23 protein-coding genes are annotated in these 23,826 nt (G+C 71.1%); 19 read left to right on the top strand and 4 right to left on the bottom strand.

Annotated elements, in window-relative coordinates; translation table 11 throughout:
* The first annotated feature begins 469 nt into the window (after positions 1–469).
* The 8 genes from DVH02_RS12635 to DVH02_RS35130 all read left to right on the top strand — a co-directional run bounded on the left by DVH02_RS12635 (position 470) and on the right by DVH02_RS35130 (position 8,386).
* Complete coding sequence (locus DVH02_RS12635; RefSeq protein WP_114623876.1) at positions 470–1,048, top strand: nucleoside/nucleotide kinase family protein; 579 nt, start codon at positions 470–472, stop codon at positions 1,046–1,048.
* On the top strand, positions 1,035–2,756 hold the full coding sequence (locus DVH02_RS12630; RefSeq protein ID WP_114623875.1) for a GH3 family domain-containing protein: 1,722 nt from the start codon (positions 1,035–1,037) through the stop codon (positions 2,754–2,756). The genes DVH02_RS12635 and DVH02_RS12630 overlap by 14 nt, the downstream gene beginning before the upstream one ends.
* Complete coding sequence (locus tag DVH02_RS12625) at positions 2,753–3,649, top strand: class I SAM-dependent methyltransferase (RefSeq protein WP_114623874.1); 897 nt, start codon at positions 2,753–2,755, stop codon at positions 3,647–3,649. Before DVH02_RS12630 ends, DVH02_RS12625 begins: the two co-directional genes overlap by 4 nt.
* A 32-nt stretch (positions 3,650–3,681) precedes the next feature.
* Positions 3,682–4,896: a hypothetical protein gene (locus DVH02_RS12615; protein ID WP_325051354.1), complete on the top strand. Its 1,215-nt coding sequence runs from the start codon at positions 3,682–3,684 to the stop codon at positions 4,894–4,896.
* On the top strand, positions 4,893–5,819 hold the full coding sequence (locus DVH02_RS12610) for a DUF6182 family protein (RefSeq protein ID WP_233518192.1): 927 nt from the start codon (positions 4,893–4,895) through the stop codon (positions 5,817–5,819). The genes DVH02_RS12615 and DVH02_RS12610 overlap by 4 nt, the downstream gene beginning before the upstream one ends.
* 890 nt (positions 5,820–6,709) lie before the next feature.
* On the top strand, positions 6,710–7,282 hold the full coding sequence (locus DVH02_RS12605; protein WP_147286048.1) for an RNA polymerase sigma factor: 573 nt from the start codon (positions 6,710–6,712) through the stop codon (positions 7,280–7,282).
* Positions 7,282–8,019, top strand: a complete 738-nt coding sequence (locus DVH02_RS36050) for a hypothetical protein (RefSeq protein WP_233518191.1) — start codon at positions 7,282–7,284, stop codon at positions 8,017–8,019. Before DVH02_RS12605 ends, DVH02_RS36050 begins: the two co-directional genes overlap by 1 nt.
* A gap of 193 nt (positions 8,020–8,212) precedes the next feature.
* Positions 8,213–8,386 carry a hypothetical protein gene (locus tag DVH02_RS35130; protein ID WP_158575876.1) on the top strand — a complete coding sequence of 58 codons (174 nt, stop codon included), beginning with the start codon at positions 8,213–8,215 and terminating at the stop codon, positions 8,384–8,386.
* A gap of 102 nt (positions 8,387–8,488) precedes the next feature.
* Here the strand turns inward: DVH02_RS35130 and DVH02_RS12595 are convergent, their stop codons facing one another.
* Both DVH02_RS12595 and DVH02_RS12590 read right to left on the bottom strand, forming a co-directional pair.
* The gene (locus tag DVH02_RS12595) at positions 8,489–9,187 is read right to left on the bottom strand and encodes an SRPBCC family protein (RefSeq protein ID WP_114623872.1); all 699 of its coding nucleotides are present in this window, start codon (positions 9,185–9,187) and stop codon (positions 8,489–8,491) included.
* 40 nt (positions 9,188–9,227) lie between these two features.
* A complete protein-coding gene (locus DVH02_RS12590) occupies positions 9,228–10,730 on the bottom strand; it encodes a multicopper oxidase family protein (protein ID WP_114623871.1) in 1,503 nt (500 codons plus the stop codon).
* A 238-nt stretch (positions 10,731–10,968) separates the two neighbouring features.
* On the opposite strand from DVH02_RS12590, the gene DVH02_RS12585 reads away from it, so the two are divergent.
* The 5 genes from DVH02_RS12585 (at position 10,969) to DVH02_RS12565 (ending at position 15,169) form a co-directional block, all read left to right on the top strand.
* Complete coding sequence (locus DVH02_RS12585; RefSeq protein ID WP_114623882.1) at positions 10,969–11,586, top strand: TIGR03086 family metal-binding protein; 618 nt, start codon at positions 10,969–10,971, stop codon at positions 11,584–11,586.
* A 393-nt stretch (positions 11,587–11,979) separates the two neighbouring features.
* Positions 11,980–13,224 carry an alpha-hydroxy acid oxidase gene (locus DVH02_RS12580; RefSeq protein WP_325051353.1) on the top strand — a complete coding sequence of 415 codons (1,245 nt, stop codon included), beginning with the start codon at positions 11,980–11,982 and terminating at the stop codon, positions 13,222–13,224.
* Between the two features lie 57 nt (positions 13,225–13,281).
* A complete protein-coding gene (locus DVH02_RS12575; protein WP_114623869.1) occupies positions 13,282–13,953 on the top strand; it encodes a FadR/GntR family transcriptional regulator in 672 nt (223 codons plus the stop codon).
* Positions 13,953–14,288 carry an L-rhamnose mutarotase gene (locus DVH02_RS12570; protein ID WP_114623868.1) on the top strand — a complete coding sequence of 112 codons (336 nt, stop codon included), beginning with the start codon at positions 13,953–13,955 and terminating at the stop codon, positions 14,286–14,288. Before DVH02_RS12575 ends, DVH02_RS12570 begins: the two co-directional genes overlap by 1 nt.
* 41 nt (positions 14,289–14,329) lie before the next feature.
* A complete protein-coding gene (locus tag DVH02_RS12565) occupies positions 14,330–15,169 on the top strand; it encodes an amidohydrolase family protein (protein WP_114623867.1) in 840 nt (279 codons plus the stop codon).
* Between the two features lie 137 nt (positions 15,170–15,306).
* On the opposite strand, the gene DVH02_RS12560 is transcribed toward DVH02_RS12565, so the two are convergent.
* Both DVH02_RS12560 and DVH02_RS12555 read right to left on the bottom strand, forming a co-directional pair.
* A complete protein-coding gene (locus DVH02_RS12560; protein WP_114623881.1) occupies positions 15,307–16,245 on the bottom strand; it encodes an aldo/keto reductase in 939 nt (312 codons plus the stop codon).
* Positions 16,246–16,247: 2 nt separating this feature from the next.
* Positions 16,248–17,546 carry an enolase C-terminal domain-like protein gene (locus tag DVH02_RS12555; protein WP_114623866.1) on the bottom strand — a complete coding sequence of 433 codons (1,299 nt, stop codon included), beginning with the start codon at positions 17,544–17,546 and terminating at the stop codon, positions 16,248–16,250.
* A gap of 113 nt (positions 17,547–17,659) precedes the next feature.
* On the opposite strand from DVH02_RS12555, the gene DVH02_RS12550 reads away from it, so the two are divergent.
* The 6 genes from DVH02_RS12550 to DVH02_RS12525 all read left to right on the top strand — a co-directional run bounded on the left by DVH02_RS12550 (position 17,660) and on the right by DVH02_RS12525 (position 23,795).
* The gene (locus DVH02_RS12550; protein WP_114623865.1) at positions 17,660–18,496 is read left to right on the top strand and encodes a fumarylacetoacetate hydrolase family protein; all 837 of its coding nucleotides are present in this window, start codon (positions 17,660–17,662) and stop codon (positions 18,494–18,496) included.
* Positions 18,493–19,233 carry an SDR family NAD(P)-dependent oxidoreductase gene (locus tag DVH02_RS12545; protein ID WP_114623864.1) on the top strand — a complete coding sequence of 247 codons (741 nt, stop codon included), beginning with the start codon at positions 18,493–18,495 and terminating at the stop codon, positions 19,231–19,233. Before DVH02_RS12550 ends, DVH02_RS12545 begins: the two co-directional genes overlap by 4 nt.
* Positions 19,234–19,381: 148 nt before the next feature.
* The gene (locus tag DVH02_RS12540) at positions 19,382–20,605 is read left to right on the top strand and encodes an ABC transporter substrate-binding protein (protein ID WP_114623863.1); all 1,224 of its coding nucleotides are present in this window, start codon (positions 19,382–19,384) and stop codon (positions 20,603–20,605) included.
* A gap of 12 nt (positions 20,606–20,617) precedes the next feature.
* On the top strand, positions 20,618–21,562 hold the full coding sequence (locus tag DVH02_RS12535) for a carbohydrate ABC transporter permease (RefSeq protein WP_114623862.1): 945 nt from the start codon (positions 20,618–20,620) through the stop codon (positions 21,560–21,562).
* On the top strand, positions 21,555–22,409 hold the full coding sequence (locus tag DVH02_RS12530) for a carbohydrate ABC transporter permease (RefSeq protein WP_114623861.1): 855 nt from the start codon (positions 21,555–21,557) through the stop codon (positions 22,407–22,409). The genes DVH02_RS12535 and DVH02_RS12530 overlap by 8 nt, the downstream gene beginning before the upstream one ends.
* Before the next feature lie 42 nt (positions 22,410–22,451).
* Positions 22,452–23,795 carry an alpha-L-fucosidase gene (locus tag DVH02_RS12525; RefSeq protein ID WP_114623860.1) on the top strand — a complete coding sequence of 448 codons (1,344 nt, stop codon included), beginning with the start codon at positions 22,452–22,454 and terminating at the stop codon, positions 23,793–23,795.
* The last annotated feature ends 31 nt before the right edge of the window (positions 23,796–23,826 follow it).

The following is a 23,826-nucleotide window of genomic DNA, read 5'->3' as shown; positions in this document are numbered from 1 at the left end:
GCCTCGTCCGGCTTCAGCCGTTGTACGCCGATCGCCCCCGCCGCCGATCGCCGTACAACGGCTGAAGCCGGACGAGTCGGCCGGTCCGCGCGTGGCGCGCGGGCCTGGCCCCGCGCCGACGGACGGGGAATCCGGGAAAGAGAATCTAACGCTTCTCCTAGTATTCCGCCCCCAAGCGAAAGCTCCGCTCTCACTTGGCGAAAAACTGTTGACCGAACTGATGTCCCTGACGAAGCTGATCTCCGCATCGGTGCGCAGTTCCCCCTTCGTACGGAGTCGGCACCAGCACATCGCCAGGAACTCCGGTAGGAGGAGGAAACGCGCCATGCTCTCCGGTCGTAGCGACTTGTCGCCGTACCGGCCCCTTTCCCGCGATAGGGAAGGGCGGACGGAAAAGGCGGAATCCCCGCCACGTACCGCACCGCCGTTCTGCGTCCTCCTCGGACCCGACTACGCCGGAAAGTCCTCGGTGCTGGCCGAGTTGCGGCGCACGGCGGCCCCCTGGCGGCTGGTCTCCGTGGACGACACCTTCCTGGCCCCCGAGCACGCTCTCATCGGGCGGCTGCGCCGGGACGTGGTGAAGGACGTGGCACCGCACACGGCGCGGTGGTCCCCGGACTTCCTCGCCGCCATGGTCCACACCGCCGTCGTCCACCTCCGCGACCGGATCGTCGACGGAGATCCCTGGACACCGGTCGTCGTCGACTCGTACTACTACAAGTTCCTCGCGAAGTGCCGGCTGGCCGGGGTGCCCGACGAGCCGCTCCTGACATGGTGGCGTTCCTTCCCCCAGCCGGAGCGGGTCATCTATCTCGACGTCGCCCCCGAGAGCGCCTGGCGCCGCTCGGGCGAGGGCGCCGATCTCAACTGCTTGGAGCACTACGGCCAGGACCCCGAGCCGTACGGGTTCCGGCGCTACCAGACCGACCTCGACCGGCTCGTCCGCGAGGAGATCCGGGACCTGCCCGTGACCGTCCTCGCAGAACAGGCCGACGCCGCGCGAACCGCGGCCACCGTACGGGAGCTGATCGCCCATGAACTCGGTTGACCCGCAAGGAGAACAGGACCGCGCGGCGCGCTACACCGCACGCGTCCTCGCGGAACGCACCCGCCTGCTGACCGCCCTCGCCGACCCGGCGGAACAGCAACGCCGCGTCCTCGCCGACCTGCTGGACTTCAACGCCGGAACCGACTACGGCACCGCCCACGGCTTCGGCCGCATCCGCACCCTCGACGAGTTCAGGCGGGCGGTGCCGATCCAGACGTACGCCGACCTCGAACCCTGGATCGAGCGCAGCGCCGCAGGCGAGGCCAACGTGCTGACGGCCGACCGGCCCGCCGTCTTCTTCACCAGCAGCGGCAGCACCGGGGCGCACAAGAAGATCCCGGTCACCCCGCGCTTCATGCGCACCACGTTCTTCCCCTTCTACTACGCGGCCTGGGCGCCGCTCATCGCCCACTTCCCCGAGGTCCTCGCCCGCCCCGACGCGGTGCTCAACCTCAAGCACGACCCGCTCACCGCACCGCCCACCACCAGCTCCGGAAAGCCCCATGTCGGCGCCAGCCAGGTCGACTTCGGCGAGACCTTCGGTGAACCCCTGTCCGCGGAACCCGGCACCGACGCCCCCTGGGGCGCGCTGCCCGTGCCCGTCGCCGCGCAGGACCACCTGGAGAAGGCGTACCTGCGGCTGCGCCTCGCGGTCACCGGCGACGTCCGCTGCGTCATCGGCATCAACCCCGCCATGGTCGCCGCCCTCCCGCACCAGCTGCGCCAGTGGTGGCCGCGGATCGTCAAGGAGATCCGCGACGGCACCCTCGGCGGCCTGCCGTACGGCAGCCCCGACCCGGCTCGCGCCGCCGAACTGGAGCGCCTCGCCGACCGGTTCGGCACCGTGCGCCCCGCCCACGTGTGGCCGCGGCTGAGCGCCATCTTCTGCTGGACCACAGGTCTCGCCTCGCTCTATCTGCCCCGGCTGCGCGAGGAGTTCGGGGCCGACGTCACCGTCCTGCCCGCCCCCGTGGCCGCCTCCGAGGGACCGGTGGGCGTCGCCCTCGACCGGCACGGCAGCGCGGGCAGCCTGGTCGTCACCGCGTCCGTCTACGAGTTCGTCGACGCCGACGAGGACCTGACGCCCGACGCGCAGACCCTGCTGCCCCAGGACCTCGAACCGGGCCGCGACTACCACGTGGTCTTCAGCCACGTCGGCGGTCTCTACCGCTACGCCGTCGGGGACGTGGTACGGGTCGTCGACCGCACCCACGGCGTGCCGCGCCTCGCCTACGCGGGCCGTGCCAACCGCAGCGACCACGCCGGGGAGCGGCTGCGGGAGGCCGAGGTCACCCGCGCCCTGTCCACCGCGCTCGGCGCCACGGGCCTCGAACTCCGCAACGCCGCCTGCCGCGTGGAGCCCGAGCCGGGCACGGACGGCGCCGGACGGTACGTCTTCGCCGTCGCCCCCACCACCCCGTGGCACGACGAGGAGGCCACCGCCTTCAGCACGCGCCTCGACGGCGCGCTGGCCCACGAGTCCGCGGGCTACCGCACCGCCCGCGACACCGACCGGCTCGCCGCGCCCACCACGCTCCGGCTGCCCTCCGACGCCTTCCTGCGCGACTGGGAGAACACCGTCGCGGGCGGCGTACGGCCCACCCAGGTCAAGGACCGGCTCTTCCGGCAGGACCCCGCCCAGTGGGATCGCCTGGTCGGCGCCGCCGCGACAGTACCGGACCCGCGCCCCATGGAGGATCCCGCATGACCACGCACCAGGACGACACCGCGGCCCGCGTGGCCGGGCTGGGCCCGCTCGAACGCACCGCGCTGCTCACCGCCGCCCTGCGGGCCGCCGAGACCAGCCGCCCTGACCGGCTCTACGCCGACCCGTACGCCGCCGACCTCGCCGGGACGACCGGCCCCGCCCTCCTCGGCGAGGTCGCGGCGGCCGGTGCCCGCCCGACCGACGGCCGCGAGGTGCCCAGCACCCCCGACTTCAACGCCATCCGCACCCGCTTCCTCGACGAGCACCTCCGCGACCTCACCGCCGACGACGGCATCCGGCAGGTCGTGCTGGCGCCCGCCGGGCTCGACACCCGCGCCTGGCGCCTCGACTGGCCCGACGGCACCCGGTGGTTCGAGATCGACCGGCCCGCCGTCCTCGCCCACAAACGCGAGCGCCTGGCCGGTGCCGTGCCCCGCGCCGACCACCACGCCGTCCCGGCCGACCTGCTCGCGCCCGGCTGGGAGGACCACCTGCGGGCGGCGGGCTACGACCCCGGCCTCCCGTCGGTGTGGGTGCTCGAAGGGCTCCTGTACTACCTGCCGGAGGCCGAGGTGCGCCGCCTGCTCACCCGGATAGCGGCGTTCTCCGCCCCCGGCAGCGCCGTCGCCGCCGACCTGGTCAACTCGGTCGCCCTGACGCTCCCTCATATGAAGCCGCTGCTCGACGTGTTCGCCGACTGGGGCGCCCCCTGGGTGTTCGGCGTCGACGAACCCGAGGAACTCCTCGACGCGTGCGGCTACGCCGTCCGGGCGATCCAACCGGGCGAGGAGGGAGCCCACTTCGACCGCTGGCCCGACCCGGTGCCGCCCCGCGAGGAGACCGGAGTGCGCCGGGTGTTCTTCGTGCACGGCCGACTGCGGACCGCCCCGTGAGGGGGAGCGCCACCGGCGCCCCGAGGGTGTCGGTGCCCGGCCCCCGCACCGGCGACGGCATCCGCCCCGGCACCGGCCCCGACGCCGGTACGCCCCTCGCCCCGGCGCCCACCGCCGCCGGGCAGCACGGCACCGGCACCGGCCGCCCCCGGGTGCTCCTCGCCCCCGTGACGGTCACCCCGTCCAAGCCGCTCACCCCGAGCCACCTCAAGGGGCTGCTGTGGACGGATGTGATGTACCGGGCCACCGCCCACCTCGCCGACGTCACCCTCCGCTACAGCCACACCACCTACCACCCCACCGAACAGACCCTGGGCTTCTGGGAGTTCCTCGACCGCAACCACGGCGATCTCGACCCCACGGCACTCGACGAACTCGACCTCGGCGCGCTGTACGTCGCCTTCCGCGCGGCCGCAGAACGGGTGCCAGCGGCAGCCCTGCGCCCCTACGCGGACGCCGTCGAACACGGCTGGACACACCCCGCGGCCACCCGGATTCTCGAAATATGGACAGCGCAGTACGCCGAACTCGGCCTGCACGACCCGGGTCTGCTCAGCCATCAGCCACCCGCCCTCAGCACGGCCGAGATGATCGCCCGGCTCGACGCCCTCGGCATGTGCCTGGATCAGCGGGCCCTCGGCGGCCCCGTCCACCTCGACCTCACCCGGCACGGCATGCCCCTGCGCACACTGATCAGCGCCGACGGCCGGCCCAACTACCTGGCCTGCGCCCTGCGCGAACTCCTCGCCCTCGCAGCCGAGCACGACGAGGTCGTCCTCCTCTACGACAGCCAGCTCGACCCCGACTACCAGCGGCTCGCCCGCGTGCTCACCGCGCTTGGGCCGACCGTGTCCCGGGTCCCCATCGGGCGGGTTCCGATCGACGGCGCGATCCGCTCCGCGCGCGAGGGCGGCTGGCGGGACCAGCACGCCGGAGCCCTGCTCGCCGCCTGCCGCTCCGGGCACGGCCCGGCGGCCGTACGGCTGGGACTGCGGCTGTACTTCATCGCCGTACTCGGCCCAGGCCAGGCCGAGTCCTACCGCCCCGACCTGCTGCACCAGTGTCTCGGCCGCGCCGAACGCCTCCTCGCGGCGGCGCGCACCGAAGCCCTCCCGCCGCTCGGCGACCGCCTGGCCCGCCACCGCAGGTCCCAGCTCCATGTGGACCCCTACCGGCTGACCTCCTCCCTCCTCGGCCGACACCGCCGCGCCCCCGCGACCGACCTCATGACGGGGGTGTTCGTGTGACCACCGCCGAAAGCCTTCCCGGCACAACCGCGCCGACCCCGCAGACCGTGCCGACCGCGCCGACCGCGCCGACCGCGGAGTCCGGCCCCGCCGCGCCGTCCGGTACGTCCGGTGCCTCCGGTGCGTCCGGTGCGTCCGATGCCGTGCAGCGGGCGCTGCGGGCCTCCCTCGCCGACCGGCTGCGCCGGGCCCGCCCCGAGCTGGCCGAGCGGCACGACCTCGCCTCGGCGGACGGCCTCGCCGCGGCGGGCGCCGAAGCCATCGCGCCCACGACCGGCGAGGACGGCGACGGCGCCCTGGTCGCCGTGGTGGTGCGGGATCTCGACCTCGCCGTCTGGGCCCGGCAGACCTGCGCGTTCGCGCTGGACCTCGACACCGCAGCGGCCGCCGCCTGGCGGCGGTCCTTCACCCGCACGGTGTTCCTGGCGGGCAACCCCGAACACCTCATGACCCGGTTCCCGCCGGCCAGGACCGCCCCCGACCTCTCGGCCGCCTGGACCGCGCCAGGACCGCCCGCGGCCACCGCCGCACTGCGAAGGCTGCTGAAGCTCCTCCAGGCCGACGCCCCGGTGCCCACGGGGCCGGACACCCCCTTCGAGGTCCCCGGCGCGCCGGAGGGGCCCCGGCCGCCCGGCGCCCCCGCCGTTCCCGGACACCGCCCGCCCGTACGGCGCGACCTCTACCTCGCCACCGCGGGCTGCACCCTCTCCGACGCCCTCGTCCACCTCAACCACGTCCTCGTCGAAGCCGTGATGGACGGACTCGTCGCCCCAGGGGACCACCTCGTGCTGCGCCGGATCCCGCGACTGGGCGGCCCGCCGGACCGCTTCGCCGCCGTGCGCGCCGTAGCCGAGGCACACCTGCCCGGTCGGCTGCGGGCCGCCGCCGCGCTGAGCGGCCCGCAGCCGTCCGGCCCGGAGTGACGATGCCGAAGCGCGGGCGGATCCCCCCGGTCACCGCCGCCCGCCGCCCAGACGTCGCCGCCCGGGACCAGTAACCCGCACCGAGGACACGGATCCGGGACCGAGGGGCAGAGCCCACAGCTGAGCTGTCCGAGTCCGGGCGGAACTCGTTGCCCTCGGTCGGTCCTCCCGGCGAGGCCGCGCTCATCGGGGGAGCGGGCGTTGCGAAGCGCTCAGCGCGCCGCCGACCTCGACCACGTACCCCTGCGCGCACTCCTGCCGTACCACGACTCCGAGGTACGCGACCCTCCGGAGCCGCGAAGACGCTGCCACGCGCCGACGGAGCGACGACCGGCGGCCGGAGCGACGGTCGCACCGCTGCCGGACAGCGGGCGGCCATGATCAGCCTCGGGTCGCCGTGGGAGTACCCCGCGCTGCCGGTGGCGATCTCGCCCCGCCGCAGCGGACAGCCGCTGTGACGGGTGGGACGGGAGTGATGGCCGATTTTCGCGCCACCACCCGTTCAAACATGTGATGAGCGTCACGTAGCGGATCCGACCGTGCGGGTCACACACCGTGCGGCCATCCGGGTGATCACGTTCCGCGAAGAACGTATGTCTCAGAGTTAACTCCGACGGGGTCCGTCATCGGTGTAGGGGTGAGAACGACGCGCACATCCCGGCAGGCAACGACGCCTGTCGGCAACCCACTTGGAACGAAGGAGGGCCCGTGGGGCTTCACAGGGCCTGGCGCACACCGGCACGGGCGGGCACCCGCCGGACGACCGGGACGGGCTTCGGTCCCACCGTTCGCCGTGCCGTCCACGAACCGCGAACTCACACACCAGTACTTCCGTGCGGGCGGGACCGGGCGGCCGTGCCCGCTCGCCCCCCGATCGAGGGAGCGCAGTAGTGACCGATTCCTCCGAGCAGGACCTGACTCAATCGGCAGTGCTGGACCGGGAATTCGCCGACTTCTTCACGCAGCACAAAAGCGGTTTCATGCGTATCGCCGCCGTCCGGCTCCGCAACATGCACGATGCCGACGAGGCCCTGATGGACGCTGCCATACAAATGCACCGCAAGTGGCCCCGCATCAAGGCCCACGCCAACCCGATGGCGCTGGCCTTCAAGATCCTCAACTCGGCCGTCACCGACTTCTACCGGCGCCGCGCCCGCCGCACCGGCCGCGAGGTCCCCGTCCCCGGCCCGGCCTACACCGCCTACGCCGACGCCCCCACCGTCGACGACATCCTCGCCCTGCGCGGCTACGACGGTCTCGACCGCGCTCTCGCCAGCCTCGGCGAGCGCGCCCCCACCCAGGCCGAATGCGTCCGGCTGCGCTACCTCGCCGACATGGATTTCGACGAAATCGGCAAGTACCTCAACATCACGAAAGGCGCGGCCAAAACCAACATTCACCTCGGACTCAAGAAACTGCAAGCTTTCATGGACGTCACTGACTTGGGGAAAGGGGACTCCTGATGCTCGAAGAAACCCTGCGCGCGGAAGCGCGGGTCTTGCACGACATGCTCGGCACCCACGACACAGGTGACTTCATGCGACGCCTCGCCACCCGTATCGCCCAGGACGCGGCCCGTCCTCCCCGGGTGCGCAGCGATACCGGACCCGCGGCCACCGCCGAGACGGCGGCGGCGGCGGACGACGCGCCCGGACCGGCGGCGCCGCCGCCGTCGTTCACCGCGCGGCCCCAACGCTCCACCGGCCCGCGGTACCGGAAGCGGCCGATCCGCCGACGTCCCACCCCGATCGTCACCAGCGACCCGGTCGCTCATCCCGCCGCGGTCCTCGCTCACATCCGTCGGCTGTGCGACACCGTGCTGCGCTCCGACGACGTGCACGCGCTGCTGGCCTTCGACACGGACTACGACCGGGCCGGTGCCCGTACCTTCGCGTGCCTGCTGTACACGATCGACCGCCGCGAGAGCGCCCTGTACTGGTGGCGCTTCGCCGCCGGGGCCGGGGACCCGCTCGCCGCCCATCTCCTCGCCGCCCACCACGCCGCGGTCGGGTCGGTACCGGACGCCCGGGTGTGGCGGGCCTTCGCCCGCATGCTCGGCTACACCGACCTCGACCTTCCCCGCCCCTCCCGGACCAGTACGCGCCTCGCCCAGGGCTTCGCCCGTCAAGCGCCCTGGGACGCCCGGCTGCGCCAGTTCATGACGTTCGATCAGCTGCCCGCGGAACTGGTCCGTCGCTGACTCTCCCGCGAGCGCGAGCGCGAGCGTGTACGAGTACGTCTACGTGTACGAGTACGTCTACGAGTAAGCGTGCGCGTGCGCGGCGCCGTCGATTCGAGACCGGCGACGCGCACGCGCCCGCCCCACCGTCCAACCAACCCACCCACCCACCGGCCCGGCAGGGCCGACTTCGCCATGCCCCAAGGAGCGCCTCGTGAACGCCCTACCTCACCCGCCCGCCACCCACCGGTCCTTCCCGGTGCGCCTGCTGCGATGGCTCAAGTCCCGCCGCCACGCCGCCGCGGGACACATGCTCCGCGGTGCCTGCTACGGCATCGGAACGGGTATCGCCGGCCTCCTGGTCCTCTGGGTACAGAAATTCGTCTGACCCGCCGGGCCTCCCGCCGCGCCCCCCGCCGTACGAGGCGGTACGAGTACGGCGGGCGGCCCGCAGGGTTGACGGCCGCAGGGCCGTCGGACGGCCGGGCCGTCAGCTCGCCGGGCCCTCGGCTTTCGCCTTCAGTTCCTTGAGCCAGACGTCCAGCCCTCCGCCGAGCATGTCGGCGACGGCGTCACGGTCGGCCCCTCGCAGCGAATCCAGCAGCGGGGCGTCCCAGGACTCCTGGGTGTGTACGTGGGTGCCCTTGTCGGTCTCGGTGAAGACCCAGAGGTGTGTTCCCTTGTCGATGGTGATCGCCTTGCCCTTAGCGGGGCCCTCCCAGATCACGCACGAGCCGGACTCCACGTGCTGGACGCTCGACGTGATCGTCAGGGTGTCCGCCGGAGCGAACTGCGACTTCGGTACGGGAGTGGTCCACCGGAACCTGGAGGTGCCGGAGAAGGCGCCGGAGTCGAGACGCTCGATGGTCAGGACTGCGTCCTGCCACTCCTTCCACTTCACGACGTCGGTGTGCACATCCCAGACCCGTTCGACGGGCGCGTCGATGTCGATGTCGGAGGACCGGGTGAGCGCCGCGTCGGGGTCCGTGCTCTTCCCGCCGCACTGGTTGTCCTGGGCCTGACCGGGCGAGTCGGTGACGGACGCGGTGGAGGGCTTGCTGTCCTGGGCCTTGGCCTCGGAGTCGTCCCCGGAGCCGCAGCCACCGAGGGTGATGGCCAGGGTCACGGCCGCGGCGATCGTGGCGGCTGCCTTCGCGGTGGGACGACGCGGGGAATCGTATACGCGCATGGAGATCCTTGTTCCTTGTTCTCTGTCGTGGTGGGGGGATTCAGGAGTGGTGGTGTGTCCGCGGCACGGTGCCGACCTTCTCGCCTTCGCCCAGCACGACGAACTGGCCCATCATTCCGTCGTCTTCGTGCTGCAACACGTGGCAGTGGTACATGTACGGCGTGTTCGGGTCGGTGTGCCCGCGGAAGCGCATCGCCAGCCGGTAGTGCTTGCCCTGCGCCAGCAGGACGGTGTCCTTCCAGCCGCGCAGGTGTGGCTGCGGCTTCCCGCCGTCGACCGTCAGCACCTGGAACTGCACGTCGTGGACGTGGAAGTTGTGCACGAAACCGTTGTCGTTGACCACGTCCCACACTTCGACGGTGCCCTCGCGGACACCGAAGTCGATGCGGTCCATCGCCATCGACCGGCCGTTGATCTGGTCCGACGCGAGCACGAAGGAGCGTTCCCGCGCGACCTTCTCTCCGGCGAGGTCCGGTGCGACGCCGAGCGAGGCAGGGATCGCGGAGTCGTCCGACAGGGTGGACGCGGCCCGGAACCGGCATATGTCGAGACGGTCGTCGAAGCCTTCGATCCGTCCCAGGAAGCCGCCGTACTCGGACGGGTAGGAGCGCAGTTCGACCTGTTCTCCCGGCTTGAAGGCGACCACGATCTCGGCGCGTTCCCCCGGCGAGAGGTAGAGGCGCTCGGTGTTCCACGGCCTGGCGAGCAGCCCGCCGTCGGAGGCGACGAGCGAGAACGTCCGGTCGTCGGAGAACCCGAAGTTGTACAGGCGCGCGTTGGAGCCGTTGAGCAGCCGCAGCCGCACCAGCCTGGTCGTGACGTCGACGTACGGACCGATCGTGCCGTTGACGAGCACCTCGTCACCGATCACGCCCAGGGAGCCGCCCAGCGGCACCCGCTTCTCGAACTGGTTGTCCCCGTCGAACGCGCGGTCCTGAACGATCATCGGGATGTCGTCGACGCCGTATTCGGAGGGCAGTTTCGACGCCTCGGTGTCCTCGTCGTCGACGAGGAACAGCCCGCCGAGACCCCGGTACATGTGGTCGGCGGTCGAACCGTGTACATGCGGGTGGTACCAGAGCGTCGCGGCGGGCTGGTCGACCGTCCACCGCGGTCGCCAGGTCTCTCCGGCCGGAACGATCTGGTGCGGTCCGCCGTCCATGGCCGCGGGCAGGTGCATCCCGTGCCAGTGGAGCGAGGTGTCCTGGTCCAGGCCGTTGCGCACGGCGAACTCGACCTTCTCGCCGCGCCGCGCGCGGATCGTCGGCCCGAGGTACGTACCGTTCACGCCCCAGGTGCGGGTGGCCGAACCGGCCTTGAACCGCGTCTCGCCCGACTGGATGCCCAGTGCGAAGACCCGGGCACCCGAAGCGTTGATCTCCGACTCAGCCAGCGGCGGTATCGACAGGGCCTTGTCGAAGGCTATCTCGCCGACCGTGTCCTGCTGGGCGGCGGCGTAGTAGACACCGTAACCACCGCCGGTGAGGACAACCGCGCCCCCGATGCCGTATCCGAGGGCCTTCAGCGCTGTGCGTCGTTTCATGCGGACACCCTCGCGTGCGGCAGGGCTGCTTCGCGTCGGCGCAAATTACGTAGACCCGGTGTTCCGCCGACGGCTCCGGGCGGGCTGGGGCGCACCTACGTAGTTCTCACCGAGGCGAAGGACGCTCCGCCGAGGGAGGGTGTCCCGTGGAGGCCCTTTCGGGGTGGCCGGTCCCGACTCCGGAGAACGGCTCCTCGCCCCGTGGCTCAGGCCCGTCCCGACCAGCGAAATGGAACTGATGTCCTCTCATCCGGTGCTCCCCGTCCTGGACCGTCTGGCACAGGTGATCGGTGCGACGACTCCCGAACAGGACACGGCGCCGACGCCGTGCGCCGGCCTCGACGTGGTCGCGCTGCGTCGGCATCTGCTCGGCGGAATCGGGTACTTCACCCTCGTCCTGACCGACCCCGACGGCGACCAGCGGCCGGACCCGCGCGCCTACGTCGGCCCGGAACAGGCCGAAGTCCTGGTCGCGGCCATCGGGGAGCTGTCGGAGGCCGTACGTGCCGCGCTGGCCGACGGTGTGGAAGCGGTCCCGGTGCGGGCGCCCGCCCTGGGCGGCACGTTCTCCGGTGACTACGTGCTGAGCATGCTGGTCGCCGAGGCCGTGGTGCACGGCTGGGACGTCGCCCGCGCCACCGGCCAGACCTGGCGGCCCGATCCCGAGGCGTCGGAGCGGGCGTACGCGCTGCTCGCCGACCAGATCAAGCCGGAGTACCGGGGCGGTGTCGGCCTGCCGTTCGCCCCCGAGGTGCCGGTGAGCCCGGACGCCCCGGCACTGGACCGGCTGCTGGGCTTCGCGGGCCGGTCACCGAAGTGGACGCCCACACCCCCGCCCGGCACCGAGGGCGGCTGACCAGGGCCGGGCGCGACGGCCCGCACGGGCGTACGGCGTACGGGCCGTTCCCGCATCCCCTCCGCGCGGCACCGCCACCAACACCGGCACCGCCACCAACACCGGCACCGGCACCAGACCGGCATCAGCACCGGCACGTCGGTCGGCGCCGAGAAATGCATCGGATGTTTCTGGGGCGGCCGACGCAGGTCACGGGATCCGGCGCGTACCGCCACGACGCCTACGGTCGGTCCGCTCCCGGACCGGCGAGGAGCCTTCACCTGCGCACGGATCTTGATCAGCTCGTCCCGGAGGGGGGATCCAGATCCGTGGTGTCACCACTCCGACAGGAACATCGGATGTTTAGTATAGTGCTCTCGTGGCCCGTCGGGGCTGCCGTCGCACACTGGAATGGTGACCGCCTTGGTACAGCGCCAGATCCCCAGACCTGCTGAGATCCTTGAGCTGGCCAAGTTCAAGAAGCCCCAACTCAACGGACGCAGGCGTCGGTTGGCTGAGGCGCTGACGATCCACGATCTGCGGGACATCGCCAGGCGGCGCACCCCGCGCGCCGTCTTCGACTACACCGACGGGGCCGCCGAGGGCGAGCTGTCGCTGGCTCGGGCCCGCCAGGCGTTCGAGGACGTGGAGTTCCACCCCTCGATCCTCCGCAGCGTGCCCGAGGTGAACACCGGTACCACGGTCTTCGGCGGTTTCTCCGCGCTGCCGTTCGGTATCGCGCCGACCGGCTTCACCCGGCTGATGCACACCGAGGGCGAGAGCGCGGGAGCGGGCGCGGCGGCGGCGGCCGGGATCCCGTTCACGCTCTCCACGCTCGGCACCGCCTCGATCGAGACGGTGAAAGCCGCGAACCCCGCTGGGCGCAACTGGTTCCAGCTGTACGTCATGCGGGACCGCGAGATCTCCTACGGCCTCGTGCGCCGGGCCGCCGAAGCAGGCTTCGACACACTCTTCTTCACGGTCGACACCCCGGTGGCGGGCGCGCGGCTGCGCGACAAGCGCAACGGCTTCTCGATCCCGCCCCAGCTGACACCGACCACCGTGCTGAACACGCTGCCCCGGCCTCGGTGGTGGTGGGACTTCCTCACCACGCCCAAGCTGGAGTTCGCCTCCCTGACCTCGACGGGCGGGACCGTGGGCGAACTGCTGGACTCGGCGATGGACCCGTCCATCGGCTACGAGGACCTCGCGGTCATCCGGGAGATGTGGCCGGGGCGGCTGGTCGTCAAGGGGGTCCAGAACGTGGAGGACGCCAAGACCCTCGCCGACCTGGGGGTGGACGGCATCGTGCTCTCCAACCACGGCGGCCGACAGCTCGATCGCGCACCCGTGCCCTTCCATCTGCTGCCGAAGGTCGTCAAAGAAGTCGGCACCGACATGGAGATCGCGATCGACACCGGCATCATGCACGGGGCGGACATCGTCGCCGCCGTCGCCCTGGGGGCGCGCTTCACGCTCGTCGGGCGCGCGTATCTCTACGGCCTCATGGCCGGCGGGCGTGAAGGCGTCGACCGGGCCGTGCATATCCTCTCCGACCAGATCGTGCGCACCATGAAACTGCTGCAGGTCTCCTGCCTGGAAGAACTCACTCCGCGCCATGTGACGCAGCTGACCAGGACGACACCTCTGCTTCCGTAGGACTCGTTCGAGGCTCCCCTGCCCAAACATCCGATCATTTGGTCTACAGTGGTCGCCATGGCGGTCACCGATGAGGCAATCCTCAAGATCAAGGAAATGATCGTTTCGGGGGAGCTGTCTCCCGGAACCCGGCTTCCCCCCGAGAAGGAACTCAGCGAGTCGCTCGGTCTCTCGCGCAACTCCCTGCGCGAGGCAGTGAAGGCGCTGGAGGTGATCCGCGTCCTGGACGTGCGGCGCGGCGACGGCACCTATGTCACCAGCCTGGAGCCGAGGCTCCTGCTGGAGGCCCTGTCGTTCGTCGTCGATCTCCACCAGGACGATTCGGTCCTGGAGGTCTTCGCCGTACGGCGGATGCTCGAACCCCAGGCGGCGGCGCTCGCGTGCCGCTCGATCACGGAAGCGCAGCTGGCCGAGATCGAGAAGCAGGTGGCGGACGTCGGCGAGGACGCCGACGTCGAGACGCTCGTGGCTCACGACATCGCGTTTCACCACCTCCTCGTCGAGGCGACCGGCAACGCCTACCTCACGAGCCTGCTCGACTCCCTGTCGAGCCACACCGTCCGCGCGCGGGTCTGGCGCGGCATCACCGAGGGCGGCTCGGTCGCCCGCACCATCGACGAACACAGCGGCATCCTGGAGGCGGTGCGTCAGCGCAACGCGGAACTCGCCCAGGCGCTGATGATCGCGCACGTCTCCGGAGTGGAGCACTGGCTCAGGAAGGCCCGCTGATGCGCGTCGCACTGCACTCCGAGATCCGCGAGAACGCCGTCGACTCCTACCGGGAGCAGCACGGCCGGATCCCGGACGACCTGGTCGCCTCGTTCGGTCGGCTGGGCATCCACGCCTGGACCATCTGGCGTTCGGGGCACCGGCTCTTCCACCTCGTCGACTGCGACGACTGGGACGCTGTCGTCGCGGCCCTGCCCCACGAGCCCGCCGACCAGGCATGGCAGCGTGACATCGGACGATTCGTGGAAGTGTTCCGCGACGCCGACGGAGCGGAGGGCACCGCGCCCCTCGAACTGATCTGGGACCTCGCGGCCCAGCGGGACGGCGGACGGTGACCCGGCCGCTGCCCGCGGGGCCGCCGGGGACAGGCGCCGCCATGGAGCTGATCGACGCCCATACGCACGTCTGGGACCCGGAGCGACTGCGCTACGACTGGCTCGCGGGAACGGCCCTGGACCGGCCGCGGCTGCCGGGCGACATCGACGACGCCGACGGCACGGTGTCGCGCTGGGTGTTCGTGGAGGCCGACGCCGCTCCCGCCGCGGCCCTCGACGAGGCGCGATGGGTCGCCGAGCTGGACTGGCCAGGACTGGCGGCGATGGTCGTCGCGGCCGACCTGGAGGCGCCCGACGCCGCCGAACGGATCGCCCGCGCGGCCGAACTGCCGCTGGTACGAGGGGTGCGCCACCTGCTCCAGGGCCTGCCCCCGGAACGGCTCGCGGCGCCCGCGCTGGCCGAGGGGCTCGGCGAGGTCGCCCGCGCCGGTCTCGTCTTCGACGCCTGCGTGCGCTGGACCCAGCTCGACGCGCTTGACCGTCTCCTGACCGACACGTTCGACGGGACGGTGGTCCTCGACCACCTGGGCAAGCCTCCACTGGAGGCGGGGCTGCGCTCCGACGCCGGACGGATCTGGCTGACCGCGCTGCGGCGCCTCGCCCGGCACGAACGGCTCGTGGTCAAACTCTCCGGGCTCCCCGCCGAGGCGCCCGACGCGACGACCCTGCGCCGCAACGGCCCGGAGCTGCTCCGGGCGGCCCTCGACGTGTTCGGCGCGGAGCGGTGCATGGTCGCCGGAGACTGGCCGGTGAGCACCGGAGCGGACGGCACGACGACCGCGCGCGAGTGGTTCGACCTGGTGCGCGAGGTCGTCGGCGCGTCCGACTGGCCGCGGGTCGCGGCGGGCACCGCCCGCGCGGTCTACGGAATCCGCGGCTGAGGCACTCGTCGCGCGGAGCCGGGGAAAGGCAAGGGACGGAGAGCCGAGGGGACAAGCCGAAGGCGGCCGGCCCGGACGCCGCGTGTCGCGGTGTCCGGGCCGGCCGTCCGCCCCTGCCGGGGCCCGGCCCGCTCGGCTCAGGGGATCAGCCCCTCCTCGCGCAGCGTCTCCCACAGCTCGTCCGGGACGATCGCCCTCATGTGCGCGATGTTGGCACGCAGCGAACTGGTGCGTGCCGTGCCCACGACCACCTGGTCGACCGCGGGATGGCGCAGCGGGTACTGGAGGGCGGCGGTGGGCAGTGCGACACCGAAGCGTGCGCAGACCTCCCGCAGCCGCTCCGTCCGCTCGACCAGCTCGGGCGGTACGGCGCCGTAGTTGTAGTGCGCCGTCGCGGGGGTGTCCGAGGCGAGCAGCCCCGAGTTGAACACCGCGACCGCGAGCACCCGCACGCCGCGCCGCTGACACAGGGGGAGCAGTTCCTCGGCGGCGGGCTGTTCGAGCAGGGTGTAGCGGCCGGCGATCATGACGACATCGATGTCGCCCTCCCGGACCGCCCGCACGGCCGCCGCCACGCTGTTGACACCGACGCCGATCTCGTCGACCAGCCCCGCCTCCCGCAGCCGCGCGAGCGCGGGCAGTCCCAGCCGCAGGCCCTCGTCGAGGTCGTAGACGTCGGGGTCGTGGAGGAACAGTGTGTCGACGCGGTCGAGTCCGAGCCGCTCCAGCGAGGCGTCCAGGCTGCGCCGGACCCCGGCGAGGCCGGGGTCCCAGCGCCGCACGTGGTCGTCGGGGACGGCGAAGCCGTTGGCCTCGTCGGTGCCCGCGCGGTGGCCGGTGTTGGGCACGATCAGCCGGCCCACCTTCGTCGACAGCCGGAACGCGTCGCGTGGCCGCTCCCGCAGGAACGCGCCGAGCCGGCGCTCGCTGAGCCCCAGTCCGTAGTGGGGCGCGGTGTCGAAGCTGCGGATGCCGCCCGCCCAGGCTTCCTCCAGCACCGCGCGGGCGTCGTCGTCGGACACCTCGCGGTACAGGTTGCCGATGGAGGCGGCTCCGAATCCCAGGCGCTCGGTCATGGTCATACGGCGATCCCTGTCTCCGCGGTCCAACGGTGGGCTTCGATCGAGGCGGCCCGCATCTCGGTTCCGGCGCCCGGGGCGGTCGGGGCGATGTAACGGCCGCCGCTGACCACCGTCGGGGTGACGAAGTGCTCGTGCAGGTGGTCGACGAACTCGATCATGCGGTCCTCGGTCGTGCCGGAGACCGCGACGAAGTCGAACATCGACAGGTGCTGCACGGCCTCGCACAGGCCCACGCCCCCCGCGTGCGGGCAGACGCGGGTGCCGAACTTCGCGGCGAGCAGCAGATGGGCGATGTTCTCGTTGACGCCGCCGACCCGGACCGCGTCGATCTGGAGCACCTCCAGCGCCCCTGCCTGAAGAAACTGTTTGACCATGACGCGGTTGTGCAGGTGCTCGCCGGTGGCCACCGCCACGGGGGCGATCCCGCGGGCGATGGCGGCGTGCCCCAGGATGTCGTCGGGGCTGGTCGGCTCCTCCACCCAGGCCACGCCGTAGGGGGCCAGCGCGCGTACCCACGCGATCGCGTCGGCCACGTCCCAGCGCTGGTTCGCGTCGATCGCGATGGGGAATCCGTCGCCGCAGATCTCCCGGGCGATGCGCAGACGTCGGATGTCGTCGTCGAGGTCGGCGCCCACCTTCAGCTTGATCTGCGGGAATCCGGCGTCGAGGGCCTCCCGGCACAGCCGGGCGAGTTTCTCGTCGGAGTAACCGAGCCAGCCGGGGCTCGTCGTGTACGCCGGATACCCCTCCGCCAGCAGGATCCGTTCGCGCTCGGCCCGCCCGGCCTCGGCGCGGCGCAGGATGCCGATCGCCTCGTCGCGGGTCAGCGCATCGGTGAGATAGCGGTAGTCGACGAGGTCGGCGATCTGCTCGGGGGTCATCCGGGCCAGCAACTGCCACAGGGGCAGACCGGCCCGCTTCGCCTTCAGATCCCACAGCGCGTTGAGGACCGCGCCGATGGCCATGTGCATGATGCCCTTTTCGGGCCCGAGCCAGCGTAGTTGGGAGTCGTGCGCGAGGATCCGCCACGCCTCGCTCATGTCGTCGAGCAAGGGCTCGACCTGGCGCCCGAGCAGATGGCCCTCCAGCATCTGGATGGCGGCGACCTGCACGTCGTTCCCGCGGCCGATGGTGAAGGCGAACGCGTGCCCTTCGTGGCCGTCGGGCGCGTCGGTGCGGATGACGACGTAGGCCGCCGAGTAGTCGGGGTCCGCGTTCATGGCGTCCGAGCCGTCCAGCGACGCGGAGGTCTGGAAGCGGACGTCTGCCGTGGAGACGGATGTGATCGTGGTCATGGGTCCTCCCGGGGAGCATCTAAACATCGGATCAATCGAAGGGTCAAATGGTATGGTGCCGTCGACCTGCCCGAAAGATGGGCTCAGAGTTCCGATGTTCCGGAGGCGATCGCATGAAATTCGCACGGATCGGGGCGGCCGGCCGGGAAAGGCCCGTCGTCGTCGCCGAAGACCACTACCTCGACCTGTCGGCGCTCACGGACGACATCGACGGGACGTTCCTGTCGCAGTCCCAGGACCGGGTGGCCGCCGCCGTGCGCGCGGGCGAACTGCCGCGCGTCGAGCGCGCCGGGCAGCGGATCGGCGCTCCGATCGCGCGGCCGTCCGCTGTCATCTGCGTGGGGATGAACTACGCCGCCCACGCCGCCGAGTCCGGGGCCCTGCCACCGGACGACCTCGTGGTGTTCCTGAAGACCCCCAACACCGTGGCCGGCCCCGACGACGACGTCACCATCCCCCCGGGCAGCGTGAAGACCGACTGGGAGGTGGAGCTGGGTGTGGTGATCGGGCGCAGGGCGAGCTACCTGGACTCACCGGACGAGGCCCTCTCGTACGTCGCCGGATACACGCTGGTCAACGACCTCTCCGAGCGCGAGTGGCAGATCGAGCGCTCCGGCGGCCAGTGGAGCAAGGGGAAGTCCTTCCCCGGGTTCTCGCCCGTCGGCCCCTGGCTCGCCACCGCCGACGAGATCGACCCCACGGAGCTGCGGCTGCGCAGCTCCGTGAACGGCGAACCCCGCCAGGACTCGCACACCTCCGACATGATCTTCGGCGTCGCGCAGATCGTCTGGCGGCTGAGCCAGTTCCTGGTGCTCGAACCCGGTGACCTGATCATGACCGGCACCCCCGAAGGCGTCGCCCTGTCGGGCCGCTTCCCCTATCTGCGCCCCGGGGACGTCGTCGAAGTCGAGATCGACGGGCTCGGACGGCAGCGGCAGGTGACCCGATGACCGGCTTCGAAGGGGTCAGGGCCCTGGTCACCGGCGGCGCGTCGGGCATCGGCGCGGCGATCGTCGCCCGGCTCCGCGCGGAGGGCGCGCGGGTCGCCGTACTCGACCTGAACCCGCCGGAGGGCGAGCCCGACACCTACCGCGTGGACGTCGGGCGGGACGACGAGGTGCGTACGGCGGTGGCCCGGGTGGCCGAGGAGTTCGGCGGGATCGACGTGGTCGTCAACAACGCGGGCATCGGCGCGCAGGGCACCGTGGCCGACAACTCCGACGAGGAGTGGCACCACGTCCTCGACGTCAATGTGCTCGGCGCCGTGCGCGTCAGCCGCGCCGCGCTGCCGTGGCTGCGCGCGTCCGACCACGCCGCGATCGTGAACATGTGCTCCATCGCGGCGAGCGCCGGGCTGCCGCGGCGTGCCCTGTACGGGGCCAGCAAGGGGGCGCTGCACTCCCTCACGTTGCAGATGGCGGCCGACCATGTACGCGAGGGGATCCGGGTGAACGCCGTGAGCCCGGGGACCGTGGCGACCCCCTGGGTGAACCGCCTCCTGGGCTCCGCCGAGGACCCGGTCGCCGAACGCGCCGCCCTTGAGGCCCGGCAGCCGCACGGACGCCTGGTCGAGGCCGCGGAGGTCGCCGACGCCGTCGCCTATCTCGCCAGCCCCCGCGCGGGCTCCACGACCGGGACGGTCGTCGAGGTCGACGGCGGGATGTCGGGTCTCAGGGTCCGCACCTGAACCCGATTGTCCGATGTCTACGAGTGTTACGGGGAGATATCGCAGGATTGCGCAGCCGTTGACACGGTAAACATCGGATGATTAGATCGCTCGTGCCTGGTCCCGGAGTACCCCAGCCACCAGGCCGAATGGAATCAAAGGTGATGACATGAGAGTACGGACCGCGGCCGTCGCCGCCGCGGCTGTGGGGGCTCTGCTCCTCACGGGCTGTTCCGGTGGCCAGAGCGTCGGCAGCAGTGACACCCTCACCTGGTCGATGTGGATCGGCTCGTCGGAGGACCAGAAGGTCTGGGACGGTGTCGGAGGCACGGGCGCCGAGGCGTCCGGCAAGAAGGTGTCCCTGCAGGGTTCACCGTTCAACGACTACTGGACCAAGATATCGACGCAGCTGGGGACGGACAGCGCGCCCTGCATCGTCACGATGCAGAGCCTGCGCGTGAACCAGTTCTCCGACGGTCTCCTGCCGCTGGACGACCTCGTCAAGTCGACCGGATTCGACAGCGACGCCTTCGACGAAGGGGCCATGAAGGCCCTCGCCGTGGACGGCGAGCAGTACGCCATCCCGTACGACACCGGCCCGCTGCTCCTCTTCTACAACAAGGACGCCTTCGGCGACGCCGGGGTCGCCGCCCCGGCCCCTGGCTGGACCGTCGACGACTTCGAGGCCGCGGCCACCGCCCTGAAGAAGAAGGGGAAGACCGCGCTCGCGACCACCGTCGAGGACATCTTCCTCGAAGCGCTGGTCTTCGCCCACGACGGCGGCCAGATGGTCGACGACTCCGGCGGGATCACGCTCGACAACGCCAAGAACGCCGAAGCCGTCGAATGGATCGCCGGCCTCGTCAAGAACGCCACCGCGACCAGGGCCGACGGAGCCGACGCCAGCGCCGACGACAACGCCTTCATCAACGGGACGGCCGCGACGGTGGTGGGCGGTCCGTGGAACTCGCTCGACTTCAAGGCGAAGGCCACGTTCGAGGTGGGTGTCACGACTCTGCCCTCGCCCAAGGGCGCCCAGAAGACGTATGCGGCCGGCAGCGGGTTCGGTATCTCCAAGACCTGCTCCGACCCGGAGGGCGCTTTCGCGGCGATCACGGCGATGACATCGGAGAAGACCCTGACCTCCCTCGCCCAGGACGGCCGCGCCTTCCCCGCCCGTACGGCGGCCCAGGCGGCCTGGTACAAGAACGCCGGCATCGACGGGGCCGAGGAGACGCTGAACAGCGCGCTCGCCATCGCCGTACCGCTGCCCGGCAGCGCCGACGGTGACAAGCTCAACCAGCTGCTCAGCCAGTACGGCCCGCAGATGGTGAACGGGGAGAAGCCGGCCAAGGACGTGCTGGCGGAGATCTCCAGCCAACTCGGAAAGTAGCTGGGTCCCCGCATGGCAAATGTCCCCGCACGCGAGGTGACCGAGGCGAGCGCTCCGGCGGCGCCGAAGGACCACTCCGGTGGCCGTCGACGCGGCCGGTCCGGGGCGTGGGGCGTCGGATTCGCCGCGCCCCACGCCCTCGGGCTCGCGCTGTTCACCCTCGTACCCATCGGCATCGCCCTGTTCATGAGCCTGCACAACTGGCCCATGATCGGCAGTCCGTCGTGGATCGGCCTCGACAACTACCAGGAACTGCTCACCGACCCGACGTTCCGTACGGCGCTGGGCAACACGTTCCTGTTCGTCGTCCTCTACGTCCCGCTCAACCTCGTCGTGTCGCTCGGCATGGCGGCCTGGCTGTCCCCGCGGATCAGACACCGGCAGATCTTCCGTGTCATCTTCTTCCTGCCGACCGTCACCCCGATCGTCGCCAACGCGGTCGTGTGGCGCATGCTCTACCAGCCGGGCGGCGCCATCGACGCGACGGCCCAGTCGTTCTTCGGCATCAAGATGCCCGACTTCCTCGCCGACCCGAACTGGGCCATGATCGCGATTGTCGTCATGAGCGTCTGGCAGGGCTTCGGCTACAACATGATCGTCTTCTCGTCCGCGCTCGACTCGGTCCCGGAGAGCCAGCTCGAAGCCGCCTCGCTGGACGGCGCGAACGCCTGGACGGCGTTCTGGCGCATCAAGCTCCCGCTGATATCGCCGTCGCTGTTCTTCGCGACCACGATGACCCTCATCACGTCCTTCCAGGTCTTCATCCAGCCCTACATCATGACGCGCGGCGGTCCGGGCGACTCCACCGTCACACTCGTGCAGTTCATCTACAACCAGGGGTTCACGTTCCAGAAGCTGGGACTGGCCTCCGCGGCGGCCTGGGTGCTGTTCGTCATCATCCTCGGAGTCACGGCCGTGCAGTTCCTCGGCCAGAAGAAGTGGGTCCACTATGAGTGACGTCATCTCCCGCGGACGCGGCCCGCGGAACCTGCGCTCGGCGGTCGGCTACACCCTGCTCGTCCTCGTCGCGCTGCTCTTCATGTCCCCGCTGATCTTCATGGTGGGGACCTCGCTGAAGGCACCGTCCGAGATCTTCGCGACGCCACCGGCCCTGTTCGGCGCGACCCTCGAATGGGGAAACTACGCCGAGGTGTTCTCCTACGCGCCGTTCGCCCGCTACCTCGTCAACGGCGTCGTCGTCGCCGTCAGCGGTACCGTCATCACGCTCGCGGTGTCGGCGCTCTCCGGGTACGCGTTCGCCCGGCTGCGCTGGCGCGGCCGTACCGCGACCTTCACGGTCTTCCTCGCGACGATGATGCTGCCGCAGGAGGTCATCATCGTGCCCGCGTTCGTCCTCATGCGCGAACTGGGCTGGATCAACACCTACCAGGCGCTCATCATCCCCTGGGCGTTCACCGCGCTCGGCGCCTTCCTGCTGCGGCAGTTCTTCGTCACGGTCCCCAGGGAACTGGAGGACGCCTCCCGCATCGACGGCCTGGGCGAGTTCGGCACCTTCTTCCGGATCATGCTTCCGCTGGCGCGGCCCACACTGGCCGTGCTCGCCGTGTTCACCTTCATCACGTACTGGAACTCGTTCCTGTGGCCGCTGGTGGTCGTCAACGACGTCAGCAGCCTCGGCACCATCCCGCTCGGCCTCCAGCAGTTCTTCGGCCAGCAGGGCACCCAGTGGCACCTCATCATGGCGGCCTCGGTCATCTCCATGCTGCCGTCGACCATCCTGCTCATCGCCCTCCAGCGCTATCTCGTGCGCGGCATCGTCACCTCGGGCCTCGGAGGCCGCTGAGACCCGGGCGACACACCACCGCGGAAAGGAAACAGACCCGCCATGGCCATGTTCAAGGACACCCCCGAACGCCCCGAGCACTACCGGCGGTTCGAGCGCGCGACGCCCGCCTGGTTCCAGGACGCGAAGCTCGGCATCTTCGTGCACTGGGGCCCGTACTCCGTACCCGCCTGGGGCGAACCCATCGGCGCGCTCGGCACCATCGCCGAAGAGGAGTGGTTCAAGCACAACCCGTACGCGGAGTGGTACTACAACACCATCCGTATCGAAGGCAGCCCGGCGCGCCGCCACCACCAGGAGGTCTACGGCGGAGCCGACTACGACACCTTCCTCGACCTCTGGAAGGCGGAGGCGTTCGACGCCGACGCCGTGATGGACCTCGTCGCCTCCACCGGCGCGCGCTACTTCGTGCCCACGACCAAGCACCACGACGGTGTCACCCTGTGGGACGCACCCGGCACCGGCGACCGCAACACCGTGCGCCGCGGCCCCGGACGCGATCTGATCGGCGAGTTCCGGGACGCCGCCGAACGCAAGGGCGTCCGCTTCGGCGTGTACTACTCCGGCGGCCTCGACTGGCACTTCACCCAGACCCCGCCCATCGTCGAGCACATCGACGACACACTGCGCCCCCGGGACAAGGCATACGCCGACTACGCGTTCGATCACGTGGCCGACCTCATCGAGAAGTACCGGCCGGAGCTTCTGTGGGGAGACATCGAGTACCCGGACGCGGGCAAGCCAGAGGGGGAGAAGAGCCTGGTCGAACTCTTCGAGCGCTTCTACGCCGCACGGCCCGAGGGCGTCGCCAACGACCGCTGGGGCGAGACGCACTGGGACTTCCGTACCAGCGAGTACGAGCAGGGCCGTGACAGCGAGGGCGACGACGCCTGGGAGAACTGCCGAGGCGTCGGCTTCTCCTTCGGGCACAACCAGCTGGAGGACGAGTCCAACTCGTTGAGCGGGGAGGGCGCGATCCGGCACTTCCTGGACGTCGTCTCGCGCGGCGGCAACCTGCTGCTGAACGTCGGGCTCACGGCCTCCGGAGGGGTCACCCCGCTCCAGCGCCGCACCCTGGAAGCGCTCGGCGCCTGGAACCGGGCGCACGCGGACGCCGTCTTCGGCTCGCGTCCCCTGGCCACCGGCCTCGCCCGCCCCCACGACGAGCCCTGGGTCCGCTGGACCCGTACCGGACAGACCGCCCACGCCTTCGTCGACGCGCCCGAGGGCACCCGCGTCACCCTCGACACCGACGGCGCCGCCATGGACCTCTCCGCCGCCGCCGCGGCCGACGCCACCACCGAGGTCGTCGACGGCGCGCTCGTGGTGACGGTAGGCGCACCTGCCGTGGCCGGTCCCGTCCGAGTGGACATCCCGCTGCGCTGACCCCGACCCGTTCGACCCGGCCCGACCCCGC

Origin of the sequence: Streptomyces corynorhini (assembly GCF_003346515.1) — a bacterium.
GTDB lineage: Bacteria > Actinomycetota > Actinomycetes > Streptomycetales > Streptomycetaceae > Streptomyces > Streptomyces corynorhini.
Note: the sequence above shows the minus strand (reverse complement) of the source record. Positions and strands in the feature narration are given on the sequence as shown.

Bases quoted from the DNA above. Each gene is read 5' to 3' on its own strand.
- DVH02_RS12630 (WP_114623875.1), top strand. From the start codon at position 1,035: ATGAACTCGGTTGACCCGCAAGGAGAACAGGACCGCGCGGCGCGCTAC.
- DVH02_RS12625 (WP_114623874.1), top strand. From the start codon at position 2,753: ATGACCACGCACCAGGACGACACCGCGGCCCGCGTGGCCGGGCTGGGC.
- DVH02_RS36050 (WP_233518191.1), top strand. From the start codon at position 7,282: ATGCTCGAAGAAACCCTGCGCGCGGAAGCGCGGGTCTTGCACGACATG.
- DVH02_RS12595 (WP_114623872.1), bottom strand. From the start codon at position 9,187: ATGCGCGTATACGATTCCCCGCGTCGTCCCACCGCGAAGGCAGCCGCC.
- DVH02_RS12590 (WP_114623871.1), bottom strand. From the start codon at position 10,730: ATGAAACGACGCACAGCGCTGAAGGCCCTCGGATACGGCATCGGGGGC.
- DVH02_RS12585 (WP_114623882.1), top strand. From the start codon at position 10,969: ATGTCCTCTCATCCGGTGCTCCCCGTCCTGGACCGTCTGGCACAGGTG.
- DVH02_RS12575 (WP_114623869.1), top strand. From the start codon at position 13,282: ATGGCGGTCACCGATGAGGCAATCCTCAAGATCAAGGAAATGATCGTT.
- DVH02_RS12570 (WP_114623868.1), top strand. From the start codon at position 13,953: ATGCGCGTCGCACTGCACTCCGAGATCCGCGAGAACGCCGTCGACTCC.
- DVH02_RS12565 (WP_114623867.1), top strand. From the start codon at position 14,330: ATGGAGCTGATCGACGCCCATACGCACGTCTGGGACCCGGAGCGACTG.
- DVH02_RS12560 (WP_114623881.1), bottom strand. From the start codon at position 16,245: ATGACCGAGCGCCTGGGATTCGGAGCCGCCTCCATCGGCAACCTGTAC.
- DVH02_RS12555 (WP_114623866.1), bottom strand. From the start codon at position 17,546: ATGACCACGATCACATCCGTCTCCACGGCAGACGTCCGCTTCCAGACC.
- DVH02_RS12550 (WP_114623865.1), top strand. From the start codon at position 17,660: ATGAAATTCGCACGGATCGGGGCGGCCGGCCGGGAAAGGCCCGTCGTC.
- DVH02_RS12545 (WP_114623864.1), top strand. From the start codon at position 18,493: ATGACCGGCTTCGAAGGGGTCAGGGCCCTGGTCACCGGCGGCGCGTCG.
- DVH02_RS12540 (WP_114623863.1), top strand. From the start codon at position 19,382: ATGAGAGTACGGACCGCGGCCGTCGCCGCCGCGGCTGTGGGGGCTCTG.
- DVH02_RS12535 (WP_114623862.1), top strand. From the start codon at position 20,618: ATGGCAAATGTCCCCGCACGCGAGGTGACCGAGGCGAGCGCTCCGGCG.
- DVH02_RS12530 (WP_114623861.1), top strand. From the start codon at position 21,555: ATGAGTGACGTCATCTCCCGCGGACGCGGCCCGCGGAACCTGCGCTCG.
- DVH02_RS12525 (WP_114623860.1), top strand. From the start codon at position 22,452: ATGGCCATGTTCAAGGACACCCCCGAACGCCCCGAGCACTACCGGCGG.